General features: G+C 67.4%; 18 protein-coding genes. 9 read left to right on the forward strand and 9 right to left on the reverse strand.

Annotated elements, in window-relative coordinates; all coding sequences use genetic code 11:
• A partial coding sequence (locus tag EJC49_RS17120) for an L-threonylcarbamoyladenylate synthase (RefSeq protein ID WP_126701158.1) occupies window positions 1–646 on the reverse strand: 646 nt, incomplete at its 3' end.
• Window positions 647–837: 191 nt separating this feature from the next.
• On the opposite strand from EJC49_RS17120, the gene EJC49_RS17125 reads away from it, so the two are divergent.
• Window positions 838–1443, forward strand: a complete 606-nt coding sequence (locus EJC49_RS17125) for a hypothetical protein (RefSeq protein ID WP_126701159.1) — start codon at window positions 838–840, stop codon at window positions 1441–1443.
• A 12-nt stretch (window positions 1444–1455) separates the two neighbouring features.
• Here EJC49_RS17125 and glyS read toward each other — a convergent pair whose 3' ends face one another.
• A complete protein-coding gene (gene glyS, locus EJC49_RS17130) occupies window positions 1456–4104 on the reverse strand; it encodes a glycine--tRNA ligase subunit beta (RefSeq protein WP_126701160.1) in 2649 nt (882 codons plus the stop codon).
• A gap of 10 nt (window positions 4105–4114) precedes the next feature.
• Entirely contained in the window at window positions 4115–4618 is a 504-nt protein-coding gene (locus EJC49_RS26305) for an endonuclease domain-containing protein (RefSeq protein ID WP_425358827.1), read from the reverse strand.
• Window positions 4619–4770: 152 nt separating this feature from the next.
• Between EJC49_RS26305 and EJC49_RS25740 the strand changes: the two genes are divergently transcribed.
• Window positions 4771–4941 (forward strand): hypothetical protein, encoded by a 171-nt coding sequence (locus EJC49_RS25740; protein WP_170314767.1) that lies wholly within the window; start codon window positions 4771–4773, stop codon window positions 4939–4941.
• A gap of 5 nt (window positions 4942–4946) precedes the next feature.
• On the opposite strand, the gene EJC49_RS17140 is transcribed toward EJC49_RS25740, so the two are convergent.
• The 4 genes from EJC49_RS17140 to EJC49_RS17155 all read right to left on the reverse strand — a co-directional run bounded on the left by EJC49_RS17140 (window position 4947) and on the right by EJC49_RS17155 (window position 9064).
• The gene (locus EJC49_RS17140) at window positions 4947–5528 is read right to left on the reverse strand and encodes a protein-S-isoprenylcysteine O-methyltransferase (RefSeq protein ID WP_126701161.1); all 582 of its coding nucleotides are present in this window, start codon (window positions 5526–5528) and stop codon (window positions 4947–4949) included.
• Window positions 5528–6691, reverse strand: a complete 1164-nt coding sequence (locus EJC49_RS17145) for an alpha/beta fold hydrolase (RefSeq protein ID WP_126701162.1) — start codon at window positions 6689–6691, stop codon at window positions 5528–5530. The genes EJC49_RS17140 and EJC49_RS17145 overlap by 1 nt, the downstream gene beginning before the upstream one ends.
• Before the next feature lie 167 nt (window positions 6692–6858).
• Window positions 6859–8079: an alpha/beta fold hydrolase gene (locus tag EJC49_RS17150; RefSeq protein WP_126701163.1), complete on the reverse strand. Its 1221-nt coding sequence runs from the start codon at window positions 8077–8079 to the stop codon at window positions 6859–6861.
• Window positions 8080–8110: 31 nt separating this feature from the next.
• Window positions 8111–9064: a glycine--tRNA ligase subunit alpha gene (locus EJC49_RS17155; protein ID WP_126701164.1), complete on the reverse strand. Its 954-nt coding sequence runs from the start codon at window positions 9062–9064 to the stop codon at window positions 8111–8113.
• A 176-nt stretch (window positions 9065–9240) separates the two neighbouring features.
• Here EJC49_RS17155 and EJC49_RS17160 point away from each other — a divergent pair, with 176 nt between their 5' ends.
• Window positions 9241–9558, forward strand: a complete 318-nt coding sequence (locus tag EJC49_RS17160; RefSeq protein WP_126701165.1) for a hypothetical protein — start codon at window positions 9241–9243, stop codon at window positions 9556–9558.
• Between the two features lie 62 nt (window positions 9559–9620).
• On the opposite strand, the gene EJC49_RS17165 is transcribed toward EJC49_RS17160, so the two are convergent.
• Together EJC49_RS17165 and EJC49_RS17170 are read right to left on the reverse strand one after the other, a co-directional pair.
• Window positions 9621–11501 (reverse strand): tetratricopeptide repeat protein, encoded by a 1881-nt coding sequence (locus EJC49_RS17165; RefSeq protein ID WP_245453442.1) that lies wholly within the window; start codon window positions 11499–11501, stop codon window positions 9621–9623.
• A gap of 248 nt (window positions 11502–11749) precedes the next feature.
• Window positions 11750–12766, reverse strand: coding sequence for a polyprenyl synthetase family protein (locus EJC49_RS17170; RefSeq protein WP_126701167.1), 1017 nt, complete (start codon window positions 12764–12766; stop codon window positions 11750–11752).
• A gap of 159 nt (window positions 12767–12925) precedes the next feature.
• On the opposite strand from EJC49_RS17170, the gene EJC49_RS17175 reads away from it, so the two are divergent.
• From EJC49_RS17175 to moaB, 6 genes are all read left to right on the forward strand, one after another.
• A complete protein-coding gene (locus EJC49_RS17175) occupies window positions 12926–13150 on the forward strand; it encodes a putative signal transducing protein (RefSeq protein WP_126701168.1) in 225 nt (74 codons plus the stop codon).
• A 7-nt stretch (window positions 13151–13157) separates the two neighbouring features.
• Window positions 13158–13937: a tRNA1(Val) (adenine(37)-N6)-methyltransferase gene (locus tag EJC49_RS17180; RefSeq protein ID WP_126701169.1), complete on the forward strand. Its 780-nt coding sequence runs from the start codon at window positions 13158–13160 to the stop codon at window positions 13935–13937.
• Window positions 13938–14065: 128 nt separating this feature from the next.
• Window positions 14066–14899: a S49 family peptidase gene (locus EJC49_RS17185; protein ID WP_126701199.1), complete on the forward strand. Its 834-nt coding sequence runs from the start codon at window positions 14066–14068 to the stop codon at window positions 14897–14899.
• Window positions 14900–14985: 86 nt separating this feature from the next.
• Window positions 14986–15171, forward strand: a complete 186-nt coding sequence (locus EJC49_RS17190) for a hypothetical protein (RefSeq protein WP_126701170.1) — start codon at window positions 14986–14988, stop codon at window positions 15169–15171.
• A 22-nt stretch (window positions 15172–15193) separates the two neighbouring features.
• Window positions 15194–16066, forward strand: a complete 873-nt coding sequence (locus tag EJC49_RS17195) for a 4-(cytidine 5'-diphospho)-2-C-methyl-D-erythritol kinase (protein ID WP_126701171.1) — start codon at window positions 15194–15196, stop codon at window positions 16064–16066.
• Between the two features lie 5 nt (window positions 16067–16071).
• Entirely contained in the window at window positions 16072–16626 is a 555-nt protein-coding gene (moaB, locus tag EJC49_RS17200; protein WP_126701172.1) for a molybdenum cofactor biosynthesis protein B, read from the forward strand.
• The last annotated feature ends 1 nt before the right edge of the window (window position 16627 follow it).

Consider the following 16627-nt stretch of genomic DNA (forward strand, 5'->3'; position numbering starts at 1 on the left):
CGCGCTGCGCGGCGGAGCCGCGCTGGACGGGTGAACCGGCGACGGCCTCGAGGTCGGCGGCGGGCACGCCCCCGGGCCGCAGCAGACGCATGCGGCCATCCTCGACCTTGACGATGGTGGACTCCACGCCGACCGGCGTCGCGCCGCCGTCGACGACGAGCGAAATGCGATGTCCGAGATCGTCGGCGACGGCCCGGGCGCTGGTGGCGGAGACACGGCCCGACGAATTGGCGCTTGGGGCGGCGAGCGGCCGGCCGGTGGCGGCGACGAGCCTGGCGGCGAAGCCGACCGGCATGCGCAGACCGACCGTTTCGAGCCCCGCCGTGACCAGCGGGCTGATGCCGGCGCCCTGGCGCAGCGGCACCACGAGCGTGAGAGGGCCGGGCCAGAAGGCGTCGGCCAGCCGCTGCGACAGGGGATCGAGGATGCCGATGCGATCGGCCATTGCGCGATCGGCGACATGGACGATGAGCGGATTGAAACGGGGCCGACCCTTGGCCTCATAGATGCGGGCGACCGCCTCGCCGCTGGTCGCATCGGCCGCCAGCCCGTAGACGGTTTCGGTGGGCACCGCGACGGGCATGCCGGCGAGGATCAGTTCGCCGGCGCGGGCAAGCGCTTGCTGCTCCGGGATGATGTCGGCCATCGCATGTCCTTTCGCGGCGCTGCCTATCGCGCGCGGCGGTATTCGGCAAGCGACACGCTCTAATCGTTTCATTAATCGTCGAATGATAGGGGTAGTGCGGATGGGTTCGTCAAATCCGCGTGTCAGTCGTTTGAAGAAATGTCCCGCCAGGGGCAGGGCGTGAGTTCATGAAGCTTCCCGGGGCAGCGGCCGTGGCGATCGGGCTCCTTGCGGCGCAACAGGCGCAGGCTGGGTCGTTCGTCATGCTTGGCGGCGAACCGGCGGCCAGTTCGCCCTCGGTCGTGATGCTGGGCCGGCCGGTTGCACGAGCCTTTCCCGCCGATCGGCAGGCCGCTCCATCTCCCGACCGCAGCATCGAAACGTCGGCCCTGCGAACCACGCTCGACGAGTCAAGCGAGGCTGGGGCCGCAATCCCTCCGCCCCCAGACCCCGAACCGCTCGACGTCGTCGTCTGGCCGCCGGTGCTGTCGCGGTCGATGATGGCGTTCGGCGAGCCGCGGCCGGCCAGACCGCGCACGGTCGCAACCGCAAGCCGAGCGCCATTCAGCTTGCCGGCGGTGTTTCGGGCCGGACTGGCTGGCGACGCCTTCACCTCCACTCAGACGCCGGCCCGTGCAGCTGTGCAGGAGGAACGGCCTTTGGCGCCGAGCGCCGCTGCAGGGAGCGCCGCGCAGCCGGATACGCCCGCCCTGACCGAGCGCAGGGAACCGCAGCCGTCGCGGCGCGACCGGCCGCCCGCGCCGGAGGCCCCGCCTTCCGTACCGGCCACGCCGCCGCCGACGATGCGGCTGCGATAGCCGTCGGTCTCTTCAGCCGGCGATCTTCGAGAAATCCGCCACCTGGCCGGTCGCGCCGCGAATGCGGGCGAGCAGGGCCAGCCGGTTGGCCCGCACCGCCTCGTCCTCGGCATTGACCATCACCTTGTCGAAGAAGGCGTCGATGGGCGCGCGCAGCGCCGCCAGCGCCCGCATGGCGGCGGCGAAATCCTCCTCGGCGATGGCGCTCGCCGCCTCGCGCTCGGCCATCTCGACCGCGGCGTGGAGGGCGGCCTCGGAGGGCTCCGACAGCAGCGCGGGATCGACGTGATCGGCGATGCGGGTGCCCTTCTTCTCCTCGGCGGCCAGGATGTTGACGGCGCGCCTGGTGCCGGCGACGAGGTTTTTCCCGTCCTCGGTGTCGAGCAGGTCGGACAGGGCCTCGACGCGGCGGACGATCATCAGCAGGTCGTCGTTGGTGGAGCTCTCGGCCGATGAGGAGCTCTCGGCCGGCGACGGACCGATCTCCCCCCCCGTGGGGGAGATGGGCGGCAGCCCAGAGGGGGGCGTCGTCGAGCGCCCATGGTCGACGTCGTAGGGGATCGAGGGCTGAGGGGTCAGTTCACTCTGGCTGTCGGAAGTTTGGAGAGGCCGAGCCTGAGCGCCCCCCTCTGTCCTGCCGGACATCTCCCCCACGGGGGGGGAGATCGGCGCGGCGCCGCTGGCGAGCACGGCGTCGATGAGGTCGTGCCGGGCGCCCTTGTCGCGGAGATAGACCTTCAGGCGATCGTGGAAGAAGGAGAGGAGGTCTCCCGAGATTTCGAACTCCCATTTGGTCGCTGGTGCATCGTGCACTCCACCAAGCTCCGGAAGTATAGAGTTGTAACTTGATTCCGGTTCAGTCTGGAAAGCAGTTGTCGAAAGCCGACCAGCTCCTTGCAGCAGCCAACGCCTCAACTCACGGAGGAAAGTGATGCTCAACCCCACCCGCACCCCGTTCTCCACCAGAATCCGGATCACGCCGAGCGCCGCGCGGCGCAGCGCGTAGGGGTCCTTGCTGCCCGTCGGCTTTTCGTCGATGGCCCAGAAGCCGACCAGCGTGTCGAGCTTGTCGGCGAGCGCGACAGCGACGGCCACAGGGTCGGTCGGGACCGTGTCGGTGGGGCCTTGCGGCTTGTAGTGCGCTTCCAGCGCCGCTGCGACCGAGGGGCGTTCGCCCTGCAACAGCGCGTATTTGCGGCCCATGGCGCCCTGGAGTTCGGGGAACTCGCCGACGACCTCGGTCTGCAGGTCGGCCTTGGCCAGCACGGCGGCGCGGCGGGCGAGCGAGGGAAGGTCCCCCTCACCCTTGTGGGGAGGGGTTAGGGGTGGGGGTGATGCGTCTGCGGGAGGCGTACCCCCACTCGCGCCTTCGGCGCGACCTCCCCACAAGGGGGAGGTGGAAAGCGTCGCGGCGATCTCCTCCGCGAGCCGCGCGATGCGCTCGACGCGCTCGCCTTGCGTTCCCAACTTGGCATGGAAGGTAACGCCGAGATGGTCGAGCCGGGCCATGCGCTGGTCGAGCGGCTTTGCGAGATCGAGACCGAACTTGTCCGCCGACGGCTTCAGCGCGGCGAGGTCGGGCAGGTTCGACTGGTCGGTCTTCCAGAAATGCACCGCGTCGGACAGGCGCGCGCGCACCACCTTGCCGTTGCCGTGGGCGATCTCGACGCCGCCGTCGTTGGCCTCGATGTTGGCGGTGAGGATGAAGCGGTTGGCGAGGCCGCCCTCGGGCGCCGCGCCATGCGGGCGGGTGACGAAGCACTTCTGGTTGGCGCGGATGGTGAGGCGTACGATCTCGGGCGGAATGGCCAGGAACTCTTCCTCGAAGGAGCCCATCAGCACCACCGGCCATTCGACGAGGCCGGCGACCTCTTCCAGCAACCCCTCGTCCTCGACGAGGTCCAGCCCGCTGGCGAAGGCCAGGTTGCGGGCGTCGGAGAGGATGATCTGCTTGCGGCGCTCGGCGTCGAGCACGACCTTGGCCGCCTCCAGGGCGGACACATAGTCGTCGAAGCGGCGCACGGTGATCGCCTCCGGCGCGTGGAAGCGGTGGCCGAAGGTGACGTTGCCGGAGCGCAGGCCGTCGACCTCGAAATCCACCACCACCGGCTCGGCGGTCTCGGGGCCGAAGGTGCACAGGATGGACTGCAACGGGCGCACCCAGCGCAGGCTTTCCGAGCCCTTCGCCACATCCCCATAGAAGCGCGGATCGCGCGGCGCCGAGGCGGCGCCCCAGCGCATCGACTTCGGCCAGGGGAAATCGCGAATGATGGCGGGCATGATGCCGGCGATGATGTCTTCGGCCGCGCGGCCGGGCTTCTCGATGACGGCGACGTAGAAATCGCCCTTTTTCGGGTCAGCCTGCACGGACAGCTGGTCGACGGACGTCAGCCCCGCCTTGCGCAGGAAGCCCGCGACCGCCTGCTCCGGCGCCTTGACGGGCGGGCCCTTGATCTCCTCGCGCACGTCCTTCGAGCGGGCGGTGACGCCGCGAATGTCGAGCGTCAGCCGCCGCGGCGTCCAGTATTCGCGCGCCGCCTCGTAGGTGAGACCCGCCTCGACGAGCCCGTCGGTCACCATCTTCCTGAGATCGCCCGCCGCCTTGCGCTGCATGCGGGCGGGAATCTCTTCGGAGCGGAGTTCGAGCAGAAGATCGGGCATTGCTGGCTCCTTACCCTCCCCTGAATGGGGAGGGTCGGCGCGTCAGCGCCGGGGTGGGGTGACTTGGCTCGGCGCACCCCCACCCGCCGCCTTGCGGCGACCTCCCCCATCGAGGGGGAGGTGGGCGCTCCGTTCTTGCACGGCGGCATAGATCGTATCCAGCACCGAATCCAGTTCCTTTTTTGACCTCATGGTTCCAGAAACGCAGCATGGAGTACCCCTCCGACTTCAACCATCGATCACGATCCGCATCGTGTTGCATCTGAGGTCCATGGCTGTGGTGGCTTCCGTCGAGTTCGATCGCCAGCTTCAGCCGGTGTGAGACGAAATCAACGATGAAACGACCAATCGGGGCTTGCTTGCGAAAGTGCGTGCCCTCGACCGGAATACGCCAAAGATGATGCCAGAGGATTCGCTCCTCGTCAGTCATCGTCGATCGCAACCGCCTCGCGGTTGCGATCCGGAAGCGATCGAGCTTCGGCATCGCTGGTCCCACCCACTCCGCCGACATCATGCCGGTTCGACCGCGCCCTGTCACCCGATCCGATGAACGGCCGCTGAATGCACCGGCCACGGCCGGTTCAGGCACGATCCGCGAGACTGCACGGCATCGAGCGTTCGCGCCCGAGCGGCGCCGACCCGGCAGCGGTGAAGGGACGCACCAGCATGAAGACCGCCATCCATTCGATCGCGCTGATCGCCTGTTTCGCGACCTATGCGTCGGCCGGGCTCGAGACACCGCTCGCCGGCATGCGCCGGGCGATCCAGACGTTCTCGGCCGTCCAGGCCCCTGCCCCCGACGCCAGCGGCGTCGTCACGGACGCCCTGACGGGCTGAACCTCTCAGAACACGCCCGGCAGCAGGCGCCTAGTGCGGGCGGCGTAGGCCTCGTACTCGGCGCCGAAGGCCGAGCGCATCATGGCTTCCTCGCGGCCGGTTCGCAGCACGTAGAGCAGCGCCACGGCGAAAAGTCCGGCCAGACCAGCGAACCAGTTGGCGATGAGCAGCGCCTGCATGATGCCCCACAGGAAAAAGGAGGCGTACATGGGATGGCGGACGTGGGCATAGACGCCGCCGGTGACCAGCTTGTGGCCCTCGCGCAGTTCGAGGCTGACGGACCAGTTGCGGCCCAGATCGCGGTGGCTGCGGCGGAAGAGCCAGAGGAAGGCCACACCCGCCGCGACGCCGAGGACCAGCGGCACGATGCCCTGCGGACGGTCGCCAATGCCCTGGAACACCCCAAGCCGCCAGGCGATCGGCAGGACGGCCAGTCCGATGACGCAGTCGACGAGCAGCGCGATGTCGAGCGTATCGCGCCGGTCGTCGCGGGTGCGCAGCTTGCGGGCGCGGCGCATGGCGGGCCAGCGGAGCGCGACCCAGCCAACCACGAAGACAAGCCAGAGCCAGAAGGAAACGTCGCGCATCAGGCCTTTTCCTTTTCACCGGGCCGGTTCTTGCGGGGAACCAGGCTGCCCCGGATCGTCGCGTGAAGCGGGTACGGGCCGCAGCACATCATGAAGAAGTCATAGCGGTTGCGTTTGGTGTTGGCGGAAATGAACTGATAGTGCAACCGGAAGAAGCTCGTGCGGATGCGCCTGTAGAATTCGGCGTCGAGCATCGAACGGAAGCGGACCCTGACCACGACCGGAAAGGGCTCCCGCCGCGGATTGGCGATGCCGGCCAGCGCCAGCGGATCGCAGCGATAGAAGTTGATGATGTCCACCAGCGCCTGGAAATCGCCCCAGTCGATGCCCGGATTGGCCACGAGGGCGCGCAGCCGCTCGCGGGCGCCACGGGCGGCGGGGTGCAGCGTGATCTTGGGGCCGGTGGATCCGACGGTCAGCAACGTGAACGCCGGCGTCTCGCCGCGCGCCGCGACCATCGCCGCATAGCGCGCGGCAACCTCGAGGATGATCGCGCCCCCGGTGGAATGGCCCACGAGAGCGACCTCGTCGTAGCCGCTCCGGCGGACGCGCTCGTCGATGGCGCGCGCCCAGACCGCGATGCGCTCGTCCATCGCCGGCCTGTGTCCGCGCAGCCATTCGCGACTGAACGACCAGAGATCCATCAGATGAAAGAGGAAGTAGCGGCGCGCCAGTCGGCGGATGAGGAGAACGGCCAGCACGACGCCGAGGATAGCTGAGACAGGGCCGGCACCCGGCAGCGGGGCGGTCTGGCCATAACGCCACGCAAACCAGCCGAGCAGGACGGGGCCGACGATGCCCAGCAGCGGATACAGGAAGTAGAACGCGAAGCGCCAGTTGGCGGCGAAGAAGCGGAACAGGGTTCCAGTGGCGACATAGTCGAGGAAGGCCAACAGCCACCGACCGAAGCGGACGGGCAGCGGCCGCGCGCCATCGACCATGACCATGTCGTCATAGTCGAGGAGGACGAAGTCGGTCGCCGTCGCGCGCTTGGCGTCGCGGTAGTCGATCCGGGCGGATGCGACATGGCTGGCCTCGTCGAACGTGACCGGTCCCAGCGACGCCTGAGCCGACCAACAGACGGCGAATCGGCCGAGTTCCTTGCCGAACCGCGAAAAGAACCGGTTTGCGTCGTTGCGCTCGTAGCCGCCGACATGGAACACCGCTCGGCGCGCGACGTCGGCGCTCGTCTCGGTCGGCGCGGGTTCGGGGGTGGCAGTGATGGCTTCATCTCCCGCGGGCAGATGGTCGGGCGTTTGAGGCCCGTTCCCGTCTTATGGACGAATTCCGACGAGTCGAAAACAGCCTTTCTCGCCCTTTCAGGGAACGGTCAGGACAGGTCCGGCGACGTCGGATCGAAGGGCCTGGCATTGACCGCGCGCTCGACGGCGTGGGTGATCGGCATCGGCCCGAAGCACATCATGGCGTAGTCGTAACCGTAGCGCCGCGTGTTGGCGGACACGAACTGATAATGCACGCGGAAGATGTTGTACTTCATCGAGCCATAGAAATGCGGATCGACCATGTCGCGGATGCGAACCTCGAACACCATCGGAAACGGTTCGCTGCGCGGGTTCGACACGCCGGCCAGGCTCAGCGGGTCGCAGCGGAAGAAATTGATCGGATCGATCAGCGCCTGTGCGTCGACCCACCAGACGCCCCTCTGGGCAGCCAGAAAGCCGAGGTGGTCGCGCGCGGCGCGGGCGAACGGATGCATGAAGACCATCGGCGCGGTGGAACCGGCCGTGAGGATGTTGAAGCGCGGAACGCCCCCCGCCTCGACCACGCGCGCAGCGTGGCGCGCCGCGAGGTCCAGCACGAGCGCGCCGCCGAAGGAGTGACCGACGAAGACGACTTCGTCGAACCGACCGTCAGCGAGGCGCCGTTCCACGATATCCGCCCAACGTTCCAGCCGTCGCTCGAACCGCATGCCACGGCCGCGCGCGAAATCGCTTCCGGCGATCCAAAGTCCCTTCATGTGGAAGAGAAACATCCTGCGGACCATGAACCAGATCGGCAGGAGAGCGACCGCGAGGCCGAGCGCGACGGCGGCAAGGGCCGCCCCCGTCCCCGGCGGGGCTTGCAGCGCAGCCCAGACCGCATAGCCGACCAGCAGCGGCGCGAAGAAGCCGAGCGCCGGATAGAGAAAGAACAGGCCGAAGCGCCAGTTTGCGCGGAAGAAGCGAAAGGCGGTTCCCGAAATGACGTAGTCGAAAAAGGCCGTGACGTAGTCGTCGAGACGGCGCGCCAGCGACCGCTTGCCTTCTTCGGCCACCAGATCGTCATAGTCGAGGAAGGTCAGTTCCGTCTCGGTCCTGCGGACGCCGTCGTCATAGGCAAGCAACGCCGTGGCCGCCTCCGGGCCATCGACCGATACCGGACCGAGGGTGGCCGAGACCGACCAGCAGGCCCGAAAGCGTTCGAGTTCGCGATCCAGGCGCCCGAAGAAGTGCGGCGCATCGTTGCGTTCATAACCGCCGATGTGGAAAACCGCGCGGCGGGCGACCGGCCGGACGTGGGAGGGTGCTGGCCCGTCTGTATCGCCGCTCATCGCGTATGAAACCAACCAAAAGGGCGGCCGATCAGGCCGCGCGCGCCTGAACGTCCGCGCCGCCGGCTTCCGTCTTCAGGAACGCCTCGCCGCAGGCCTTGGCGAGATTGCGAACGCGCAGGATGTAGCTCTGGCGTTCCGTGACGGAGATCACGCCGCGTGCGTCGAGCAGGTTGAAGGCGTGGCTGGCCTTGATGCACTGGTCGTAGGCCGGCAGGACGACCTTGTGGATCTCATGGTTCGCGCCTTCGGACGGCGCACCGGCGGCCAGCAGCGCCTTGCACTCCCTTTCCGCGTCCTCGAAGTGACGGAACAGGATCGACGTGTCGGCATGCTCGAAATTGTGGCGCGAGTATTCCTGCTCGGCCTGCAGGAAGACATCGCCATAGGTGACCTTCTCGGCGCCCTCGCGGCCGTTGAAATTGAGGTCGTAGACGTTGTCGACACCTTGGACGTACATGGCCAGACGTTCCAGACCGTAGGTCAGTTCGCCCGCCACAGGGGCGCATTCGATGCCGCAGACCTGCTGGAAATAGGTGAACTGCGAGACCTCCATGCCGTCGCACCAGCACTCCCAGCCGAGCCCCCAGGCGCCGAGCGTGGGGCTTTCCCAATCGTCCTCGACGAAGCGGATGTCGTGGCGAAGCGCGTCGATGCCGATCGCCTTCAGCGAGCCGAGGTAGAGTTCCTGGAGATTGGGCGGATTGGGCTTCAGGATGACCTGATACTGGTAGTAATGCTGCAGGCGGTTCGGGTTCTCGCCGTAGCGGCCGTCCTTGGGGCGGCGCGAGGGCTGCACGTAGGCGGCCTTCCACGGACGCGGCCCGAGCGCGCGCAACGTGGTGGCCGGGTGGAAGGTGCCGGCGCCGACCTCCATGTCGTAGGGCTGGAGAATGACGCAGCCATACTCCGCCCAGTAGTTGTGGAGCGTCAGGATCAGCCCCTGGAAGGAGCGTTTCGGGTCGAGATAGGGGCTCGGGGTCACGTCGCGCCTTTCGCGATGGGGGCGTTGGTTCGCCGGTCCTATTCCGCGACCATCCCAGCGTCAAGGTTGCGCCTGGCGGCCGGCCTGACCGATCGAGGCACCGAGGTCCATTGCCGTCTAGCGCGCAGGCGATTACATCCGTAGCGCGGCGGGGGCCGCGAAACTGGAGCGCTTCGATGTCGAGACGATTTCACCGACTGGCTTTCGCAGGCCTGCTGGCTGCGGCCGGCGCCATGATGGCAATCGCGCCGGCGACCGCCAGCGAACGGTATCCGAACTCGGGCGGCGGCCGCGACATGGTCACCGGCTATCTCTGCGTGGGTACGGACTGCGACACCCTTCGCCTGCCGGGCACCGATTGCCTCTGCACGAAGGACAACCCGGCGCAGATGGATTTCCGCAAGCTCAAGCTCACCTGCGTCACCAAGCAGAACCGCAAGTGGGTGGCCTGCCCCATCCAGCCGCGTCCGGGCGAAGTCATCCGCGCGCGCTAAGCCCGGAATAGACGATCCCTTTCGGGGGCGTCTCGCAACAGGGCCGATCGCGTCCACGCCCCTCAGGGCGTGGGCAGTACCAGTTCCTGGCCGGGGCGGATGGCATTCGCATTGCCGCGAAGCGCGGGGTTGAGATCCAGAATCTCGCGGAAACGCTCGCCATCGCCCAGAACCTCTGTGGCGATCGACCAGAGCGACTGGCCGCGTTGAACGACATAGCGGACCGGCTCGGCCACCGACGCCGGCGCGGCGGCGGCAACAGAAGGCATGACCACCTGCGGAATCTCCGCCTTCCGCTCTTCCTTGAGCGGCGGCGCATCGACCGGCAATCCCTCGACGAGCTTGCGCTGGACGGAGGCGAGGACGGTTTCGTCAGGCTCGAGATCGCGGGCGTGGGCCCACTGGAAGGTGGCTTCCAGCTTGCGCCCGACGCGCCAATAGGCATCGCCCAGATGGTCGTTGAGCACCGGATCGTCCGGCTTCAGCGAGACGGCGCGCTCCAGTTCGGTCACGGCTTCCTCGTAGCGCTCGAGCCGATAATAGGCCCAGCCCAGCGAGTCGACGATATAGCCGTCGTTGGGACGCAACTCCACCGCGCGGCGGATGAGGTCGAGGCCCTCCTCGAGGTTGATGCCCATGTCGACCCAGGAATAGCCGAGGTAGTTGAGCACCTGGGGCTGGTCGGGGAAGAGTTCGAGCGCCTTGCGGAAGTTCGGCTCCGCCTTGTCCCATTCCTTCAGCCGCTCATAGGCGATGCCGCGCTGGTAGAACAGGTTCCAGTCGGCGCGGGTCGGCTCTTCGATGCGTTGCAGCGCGCGATCATAGATCGTCGCGGCGTCGCGGTATTCTTCCTTCGCGGCATGGACGCTGCCCAGCGCGAGATAGGCGCGCATGTCGTCCGGATCCTGCTCGATCAGCGCCCGCAGATGCTCCTTGGCCTCGTCACGCCGATCGAGGTCCGCCATGTTGAGGGCGAGCTGCAGCTCCGCGATGCGCTTCAGAGGCGATTCGGTTGGAACGTCGGCGTAGAAGCTGATCGCTTCCTCGGGCCGGCGCTGAAGCTCGGCAACCTGACCGAGCTGCATGAGAACGCCATCGAGATGCGGCGCCAGCGCACGCGAATACTGCAGGTAGAGCCGCACGAAGGCTTCGCCGCCGCCCCGATTCAGGGCGGCGCCAAGATTGTAGAGCGCCTCGGCGGCGCCGTCGCTGGTGGCGGCAACCAGAGGCTCGACAGGGCGATCCGCCTCGATCGTCTCGCGCAGCATCACGATCTGCGGACGGTTCGCGGCAAAGCCATCCGCCTGGTCGAGGACGGCGAGCGCCTCGGCCTTCTTGCCCTCGCGGGACAGCATGCGGGCATACGCTTCCGCCGCGCGCATGTATGTTTCGGGCGCCGCCGCGCCCGCCGCCTGGTTGGCCACCGTTTGTGCGTAGGCCTCCGCGGCGACATCCAGCAGGCCGGCGGTCTCGGCGATCAGTGCCCGATGGTAGCCCTTGAAGAGGGTGTACCATTCAGGACCTTGCATATCCGCCAGGCGGTCCAGCGCGAACTGGGCGTTGCCCTGGCCGAGATTCGCCCAGCCGGTCAAAAGTCCTGCGATCAGGCGATCAAGGTCCGACGCCAGGGCGAGCTTGAGGAAATTCTCCGCAGCCACGTGGTCCTGCTTGCGGAACGCATCCACGGCCAGCGCAAGGCGCGAGAAGCGCTCGACTTCGGGCACCGTCTTCAGCTTTTCCGCATAGGGAAGCGCCCGTTCGAAGTGCCCACGCGCTATGAGCGCCAGCATCACGCTCTGCTGGATGGCGAGATTGTCGCGATCGAAATCGAGCGCGCGTTCGTAATAGGCAATGGCGGAATCGAGATCGTTGTCGGTCTCGGCCGTGCGGGCCGCAAGGACGGCGCCCGAGAAGGACCCCACGCGAACCAAGGGCTCGGACACGCGGATATCCGCTCCCTGGGCGGCAAGCGCAGGAGCGCCTCCCAGCGCACTCGTCATGGCGATCGCCGACGCAACCAGCCAAACTCTTCCAAAACGCTGCATGCCTTCCCTTCCTGCGCATTGCGCCAGACCGGATTCGCTATGGTCGACGAGAATGGCCTTTTTGGGGTCGCACATCAATGCACGACGCGATCACCACACCGCGAGGCGTCACCCGCGGCGGCCGCGAGGCGTCGATCCGATGCGGCTCAGTTGACGCGGCTGATGCAGAAATCGATGACTTCGAGCATGGCATCGCGCTGCGGCGTGTCGCCGAGCGGCGCCAGGGCGTCGGCAGCGATGTTGCCGAAGTGACGTGCGCGGCTGATGGTTTCGCCGATGGCATTGTAACGGGTCATCAAGCCCATGGCCTTGTCCAGAGCGGCGTCGTCGTTGACGCCATCCTCGATCGCGGTCTTCCAGAAGGCGCGCTCGGCCGCGGTGCCGCGCCGGTAGCTCAAGATCACGGGGAGCGTCACCTTGCCCTCACGGAAATCGTCGCCGGTGTTCTTGCCGAGGTCGCGGGCATTGCCGCCATAATCCAGCGCGTCGTCGATCAGCTGGAAGGCGAGGCCCAGATTGGTGCCATAGGAGCGCAGCGCCGCCTGCTCTGCACGGCCGGCCTGAGCGATCACCGGCCCGACTTCCGCGGCGGCAGAAAACAGCGCGGCGGTCTTGGCCTTGATGACGGCCAGATACTCGTCCTCGGTGGTTTCGAGGTTCTTGGCCGCGGCCAGCTGCCAGACCTCGCCCTCGGCGATGACCGAGGCGGCCGTGGCCAGGATGTCCAGCGCCTTGAGCGAGCCGACCTCGACCATCATGCGGAAGGCCTGGCCAAGCAGGAAGTCGCCGACGAGCACGCTCGCCTGGTTGCCCCAGACCATGCGCGCGGTCTGCTTGCCGCGACGCATGTCGCTCTCGTCGACGACGTCGTCGTGAAGCAGCGTCGCCGTGTGCATGAACTCGACGCTGGTGGCGAGCTTGATGTGGCCGTCGCCCGAATAGCCGAACATGCGGGCCGCCGCGAGCGTAATCATGGGCCGCAGGCGCTTGCCGCCCGACGAGATCAAGTGATTGGCGATCTCCGGGATCATCTCGACGTCGGAGCCGGCTTTCGACAGGATCAGCTCGTTGACCCGCGCCATGTCGGCAGCGGTCAGGTCAACCAGCGGCTTGACCGATGCCTCCCCCTTCTTGCCTTCATCGAGTGAAACGACGACGCCCACAGAAGCTTCTCCATACCATCGCCGTTGCGGCGTTCTTTTCGTCCCTGCCCCAAGTATGGCGCGGCAATCGCCGGTCGCAAGGGGTGGGATTGCGGTCTGGCCACCGGGAGCGAGCAATATAAGTTTACACTCTGTGGTCAAGCTGCGAACGTCGGAATCATGATCGAACTCATCCGCACCAACGACCCCGTGGTCATTTCGTACATTGAAGCGCTTCTGCGGGACGCCGACATCGCGCATTTCGTCGCGGACCAGAACATGAGCATCCTGGAAGGATCGATCGGCGTCTTGCCGCGTCGGGTCCTGGTGACCGAGGACGACGCAACCCGGGCCCGTAGGCTGCTCAAGGATGCGGGCTTCGGCGGCGAAATGCGGCTCGACTGACAGCGCGATGAGCGAAATCGTCGCCGAGGCGAGCATCGACGCGTTCCACCGGGGGCGTTTCTTCCTCGTCCAGCCGCGGCAAGACGGCCATCGGGCCGGCATGGACGCCATGGTGCTGGCGGCCGCGGCGCCATCTCCCTTCGACGGGCTCGTGGCCGACCTTGGGTCCGGCGCGGGCGGCGCGGCATTCGCGGTCCTGGCGCGCTGTCCCCGGGCGCGGGCGCAACTGGTGGAGCGCGAGCCGGCGATGGCCGATTTCGCGCGCCGAACGATCGAGTTCGACGCGAATGCCAACCTGGCCGCCCGGGCGAGCCTGCTGGTCGCCGACGTGTCGCTTTCGGGACGTGCACGCATCGCGGCGGGGCTGGCCGACCGCAGCGTCGACTTCGCCATCATGAACCCGCCCTTCAACGAAGCGCGCGACCGGCAGACGCCCGACGCTCTGAAGAAGGCAGCCCACGTGATGGAGGACGGGCTTCTGGAACGCTGGATCCGCACGGCGGCGGCGATCGTCAGGCCGTCGGGGGCGCTGGCCCTCATCGCACGGCCGCAGTCGCTGGCCGACATCCTGCAAGCCATGCCGGGACGGTTCGGCGGGCTGGAGGTCAGGGCGATCCATCCACGTCCGCGCTCGGCCGCGATCCGTGTCGTCGTCAGAGGCCGTCGCGGCTCGCGCAAGGCCTTGTCGCTCGTCGCGCCGCTGTTCCTGCACGAGGCCGACGGCGAGGGCTTTTCGGCGGAAGCGGATGCGATCTGCAACGGCCGCGCCTCGCTGTTCGGCGACTGACGCCTGAAAATCGGCCATACGGCGATTTGCGGGATTGCGTGCGGCCGGCGATTTCCTACATCGGATGCAAGACCTTCATTTCAAGGACCGCCGTGACCAGCTTTTTCCAGCGCTTCATCCCGAAATCCATGCGCAGCAACGCGGTGACGATCCCCGTCATCCGGCTGCACGGAACCATCATGTCGGGCGGCGGCCAGTTCCGGCAGCCGCTCTCGCTTGCAAGCGCCGCCGGCGTAATCGAGAAGGCGTTCTCCTTCAAGGACGCGCCGGCGGTGGCGATCTCGGTCAATTCTCCGGGTGGATCGCCGGTGCAGTCGCGGCTGATCTACCGGCGCATCCGGGATCTGGCGAAGGAGAAGGACAAGACCGTCCTCGTGTTCGTGGAGGACGTTGCGGCGTCGGGCGGTTACATGATCGCCCTGGCGGGAGACGAGATCATTGCCGATCCGTCGTCCATCGTCGGGTCGATCGGCGTCGTGTCGGCCGGTTTCGGCTTCACGGAACTGCTGGAGAAAATCGGCGTCGAGCGCCGGCTGCACGCGGCAGGCCGCAACAAGGCCACGCTCGATCCCTTCTCGCCCGAAAAGCCGGAAGACGTGGAACACCTGAAGGCGCTGCAGCTGGAGGTGCACCAGACCTTCATCGACCTGGTGAAGGACCGCCGGGCGAACAGGCTCGCCAACACCGACGATCTCTTCACGGGCCTGTTCTGGTCGGGCATCAGCGGCAAGGCGCTGGGTCTCGTCGACCATCTGGGCGACATGCGCAGCTTCCTGAAGACCCGCTATGGCGAAAAGACGCAGCTGAGGCTGGTGTCGCCGCAGCGGGGATTTTTCGGCCGGCGCATGGGGCTGTTCGGCTCGGCCTCGGGTGCGGCGGCGGACGACATCGCCGCGCGCGCCGTGCATGGCCTGGCCGATGCGGCGATGGATCGCGCGCTCTGGGCGCGATATGGCTTGTAAGCGGCGTCAAGACCGCGACATGATTGGACGACCGGATACGCTCGCCGGGGCGGGGAACGCCGGCCACGCTGGAGGAGCAGAATGACATGCCGCAGCTGATCTTCTTCGCCGTCGTCGCGGCGATCGGGTATTTCGGGTACCGCGCCTTCCTGAAGGAAGCAGAGCGGGTCACAGCGCGCGTGCGCCGGGCCGAAAGCGAAACGCGCAGCGGCGCCAACGGCACGCTGGTCAAGGATCCCGAAACGGGCGAATACCGCCTCGCCAAGGACTGACAGCGGACATTTCGGCAGAGCCATGACGCACAGGACGGCCGCGCTGGCGCCGGCCAAGATCAATCTCGCGCTGCATGTGACCGGCCGGCGCGCCGACGGCTATCATCTTCTGGAATCGCTGGTGGTGTTTGCAGAGTTCGGCGACCGGCTCTCGGTGGAGGCCGCGCCAACGGATGCCATGACGATCGGCGGGCCCCGAGGCTCCGGCCTGCCGACAGGGCCGGACAACCTGGTCACCGCCGCGCGCGATCGGATGAGAGCTGCGTTCGGCACGAAGGCGACGCCGCCCGTCGCCGTCCATCTCGACAAGTTCCTGCCGGTCGCGTCCGGAATCGGCGGCGGGTCGAGCGACGCCGCAGCAGCGCTCAAGGCGCTCGCCGCGTTCTGGGGCCTCGATGTCGCTTCGACGGAGATTGCGGACATCGCCGCCTCGCTCGGCGCCGACGTGCCCATGTGCCTCGACGGACGGGCGCTGGTGGCAAGCGGCATCGGCCATGATCTGCGCCCCTTGCTGGCCTGGCCGTCTTTCCATGTGGTGCTGGTCAATCCGGGCGTCGCCGTCTCCACGCCGGTCGTGTTCGCCGGCCTTTCGCGGCGCCAGAACCCGCCGCTGCCGCCGCTGCCCGATTGCCCCGACCATGCGGGAGCCCTTGCCTTCCTCGGCGCCGCGCGCAACGATCTGGAGGCGCCGGCCCTGGCGCTGGCGCCGCAGATCGGCGAGGCGCTCGACGCTCTGCGGTCGGCAGGCGCCAGCTTCGCGCGCATGTCGGGCTCGGGCGCGACGTGCTTCGGCATCTTCGCCGACAACGCCGAGGCGCAGGCTTCGGCCGCGCAGATCCGGTCCGCCAGACCGGGATGGTTCGTGGAAGCGACACGGACGACGGGAGCAGGATGATGACGATGGAACGCCTGGACGAAAGCCGCCCGTTCATTCCCGTGGGCATCGCGGTGCTGACGGTCTCCGACACGCGATCGCTCGACGACGACAAGTCGGGGCGTACGCTGGCCGATCGGATCGCAGAGGCCGGACACCGGCTGGTGCATCGGTCGATCGTCACCGACGACATCGAGAAGATCCGCGCCGTGGTGACGGGCTGGTGCAGCGAACCGACCGTCGACGTGGTGATCACCACCGGGGGCACGGGCTTCACCGGGCGCGACGTGACGCCGGAGGCGCTGGAGCCCTTGTTCGAAAAGCGTATGGACGGCTTCTCGGAGGTGTTCCACCGCATCTCCTACGACAAGATCGGCACCTCGACGATCCAGAGCCGCGCCACCGGCGGGCTGATTTCGCAGACCTTCGTCTTCGTGCTGCCAGGCTCGCCCGGTGCCTGCCGCGACGCCTGGGACGGCATCCTGAAGGGGCAGCTCGACTATCGCCACATGCCCTGCAACTTCGTGGAGATCATGCCGCGGCTGGACGAGCATCTGCGTCGCGGCGGGATCGTCGTCTGAG

This window comes from Aquibium carbonis, assembly GCF_003970795.1.
Taxonomy (GTDB): domain Bacteria; phylum Pseudomonadota; class Alphaproteobacteria; order Rhizobiales; family Rhizobiaceae; genus Aquibium; species Aquibium carbonis.

What these genes read in the sequence shown, in the direction of transcription:
- EJC49_RS17190 (WP_126701170.1), top strand. Translation starts at nt 14,986, where the DNA reads ATGCCGCAGCTGATCTTCTTCGCCGTCGTCGCGGCGATCGGGTATTTC.
- moaB (WP_126701172.1), top strand. Translation starts at nt 16,072, where the DNA reads ATGGAACGCCTGGACGAAAGCCGCCCGTTCATTCCCGTGGGCATCGCG.
- EJC49_RS17175 (WP_126701168.1), top strand. Translation starts at nt 12,926, where the DNA reads ATGATCGAACTCATCCGCACCAACGACCCCGTGGTCATTTCGTACATT.
- EJC49_RS17195 (WP_126701171.1), top strand. Translation starts at nt 15,194, where the DNA reads ATGACGCACAGGACGGCCGCGCTGGCGCCGGCCAAGATCAATCTCGCG.
- EJC49_RS17160 (WP_126701165.1), top strand. Translation starts at nt 9,241, where the DNA reads ATGTCGAGACGATTTCACCGACTGGCTTTCGCAGGCCTGCTGGCTGCG.
- EJC49_RS17140 (WP_126701161.1), bottom strand. Translation starts at nt 5,528, where the DNA reads ATGCGCGACGTTTCCTTCTGGCTCTGGCTTGTCTTCGTGGTTGGCTGG.
- EJC49_RS17185 (WP_126701199.1), top strand. Translation starts at nt 14,066, where the DNA reads ATGCGCAGCAACGCGGTGACGATCCCCGTCATCCGGCTGCACGGAACC.
- glyS (WP_126701160.1), bottom strand. Translation starts at nt 4,104, where the DNA reads ATGCCCGATCTTCTGCTCGAACTCCGCTCCGAAGAGATTCCCGCCCGC.
- EJC49_RS17150 (WP_126701163.1), bottom strand. Translation starts at nt 8,079, where the DNA reads ATGAGCGGCGATACAGACGGGCCAGCACCCTCCCACGTCCGGCCGGTC.
- EJC49_RS25740 (WP_170314767.1), top strand. Translation starts at nt 4,771, where the DNA reads ATGAAGACCGCCATCCATTCGATCGCGCTGATCGCCTGTTTCGCGACC.
- EJC49_RS26305 (WP_425358827.1), bottom strand. Translation starts at nt 4,618, where the DNA reads ATGATGTCGGCGGAGTGGGTGGGACCAGCGATGCCGAAGCTCGATCGC.
- EJC49_RS17180 (WP_126701169.1), top strand. Translation starts at nt 13,158, where the DNA reads ATGAGCGAAATCGTCGCCGAGGCGAGCATCGACGCGTTCCACCGGGGG.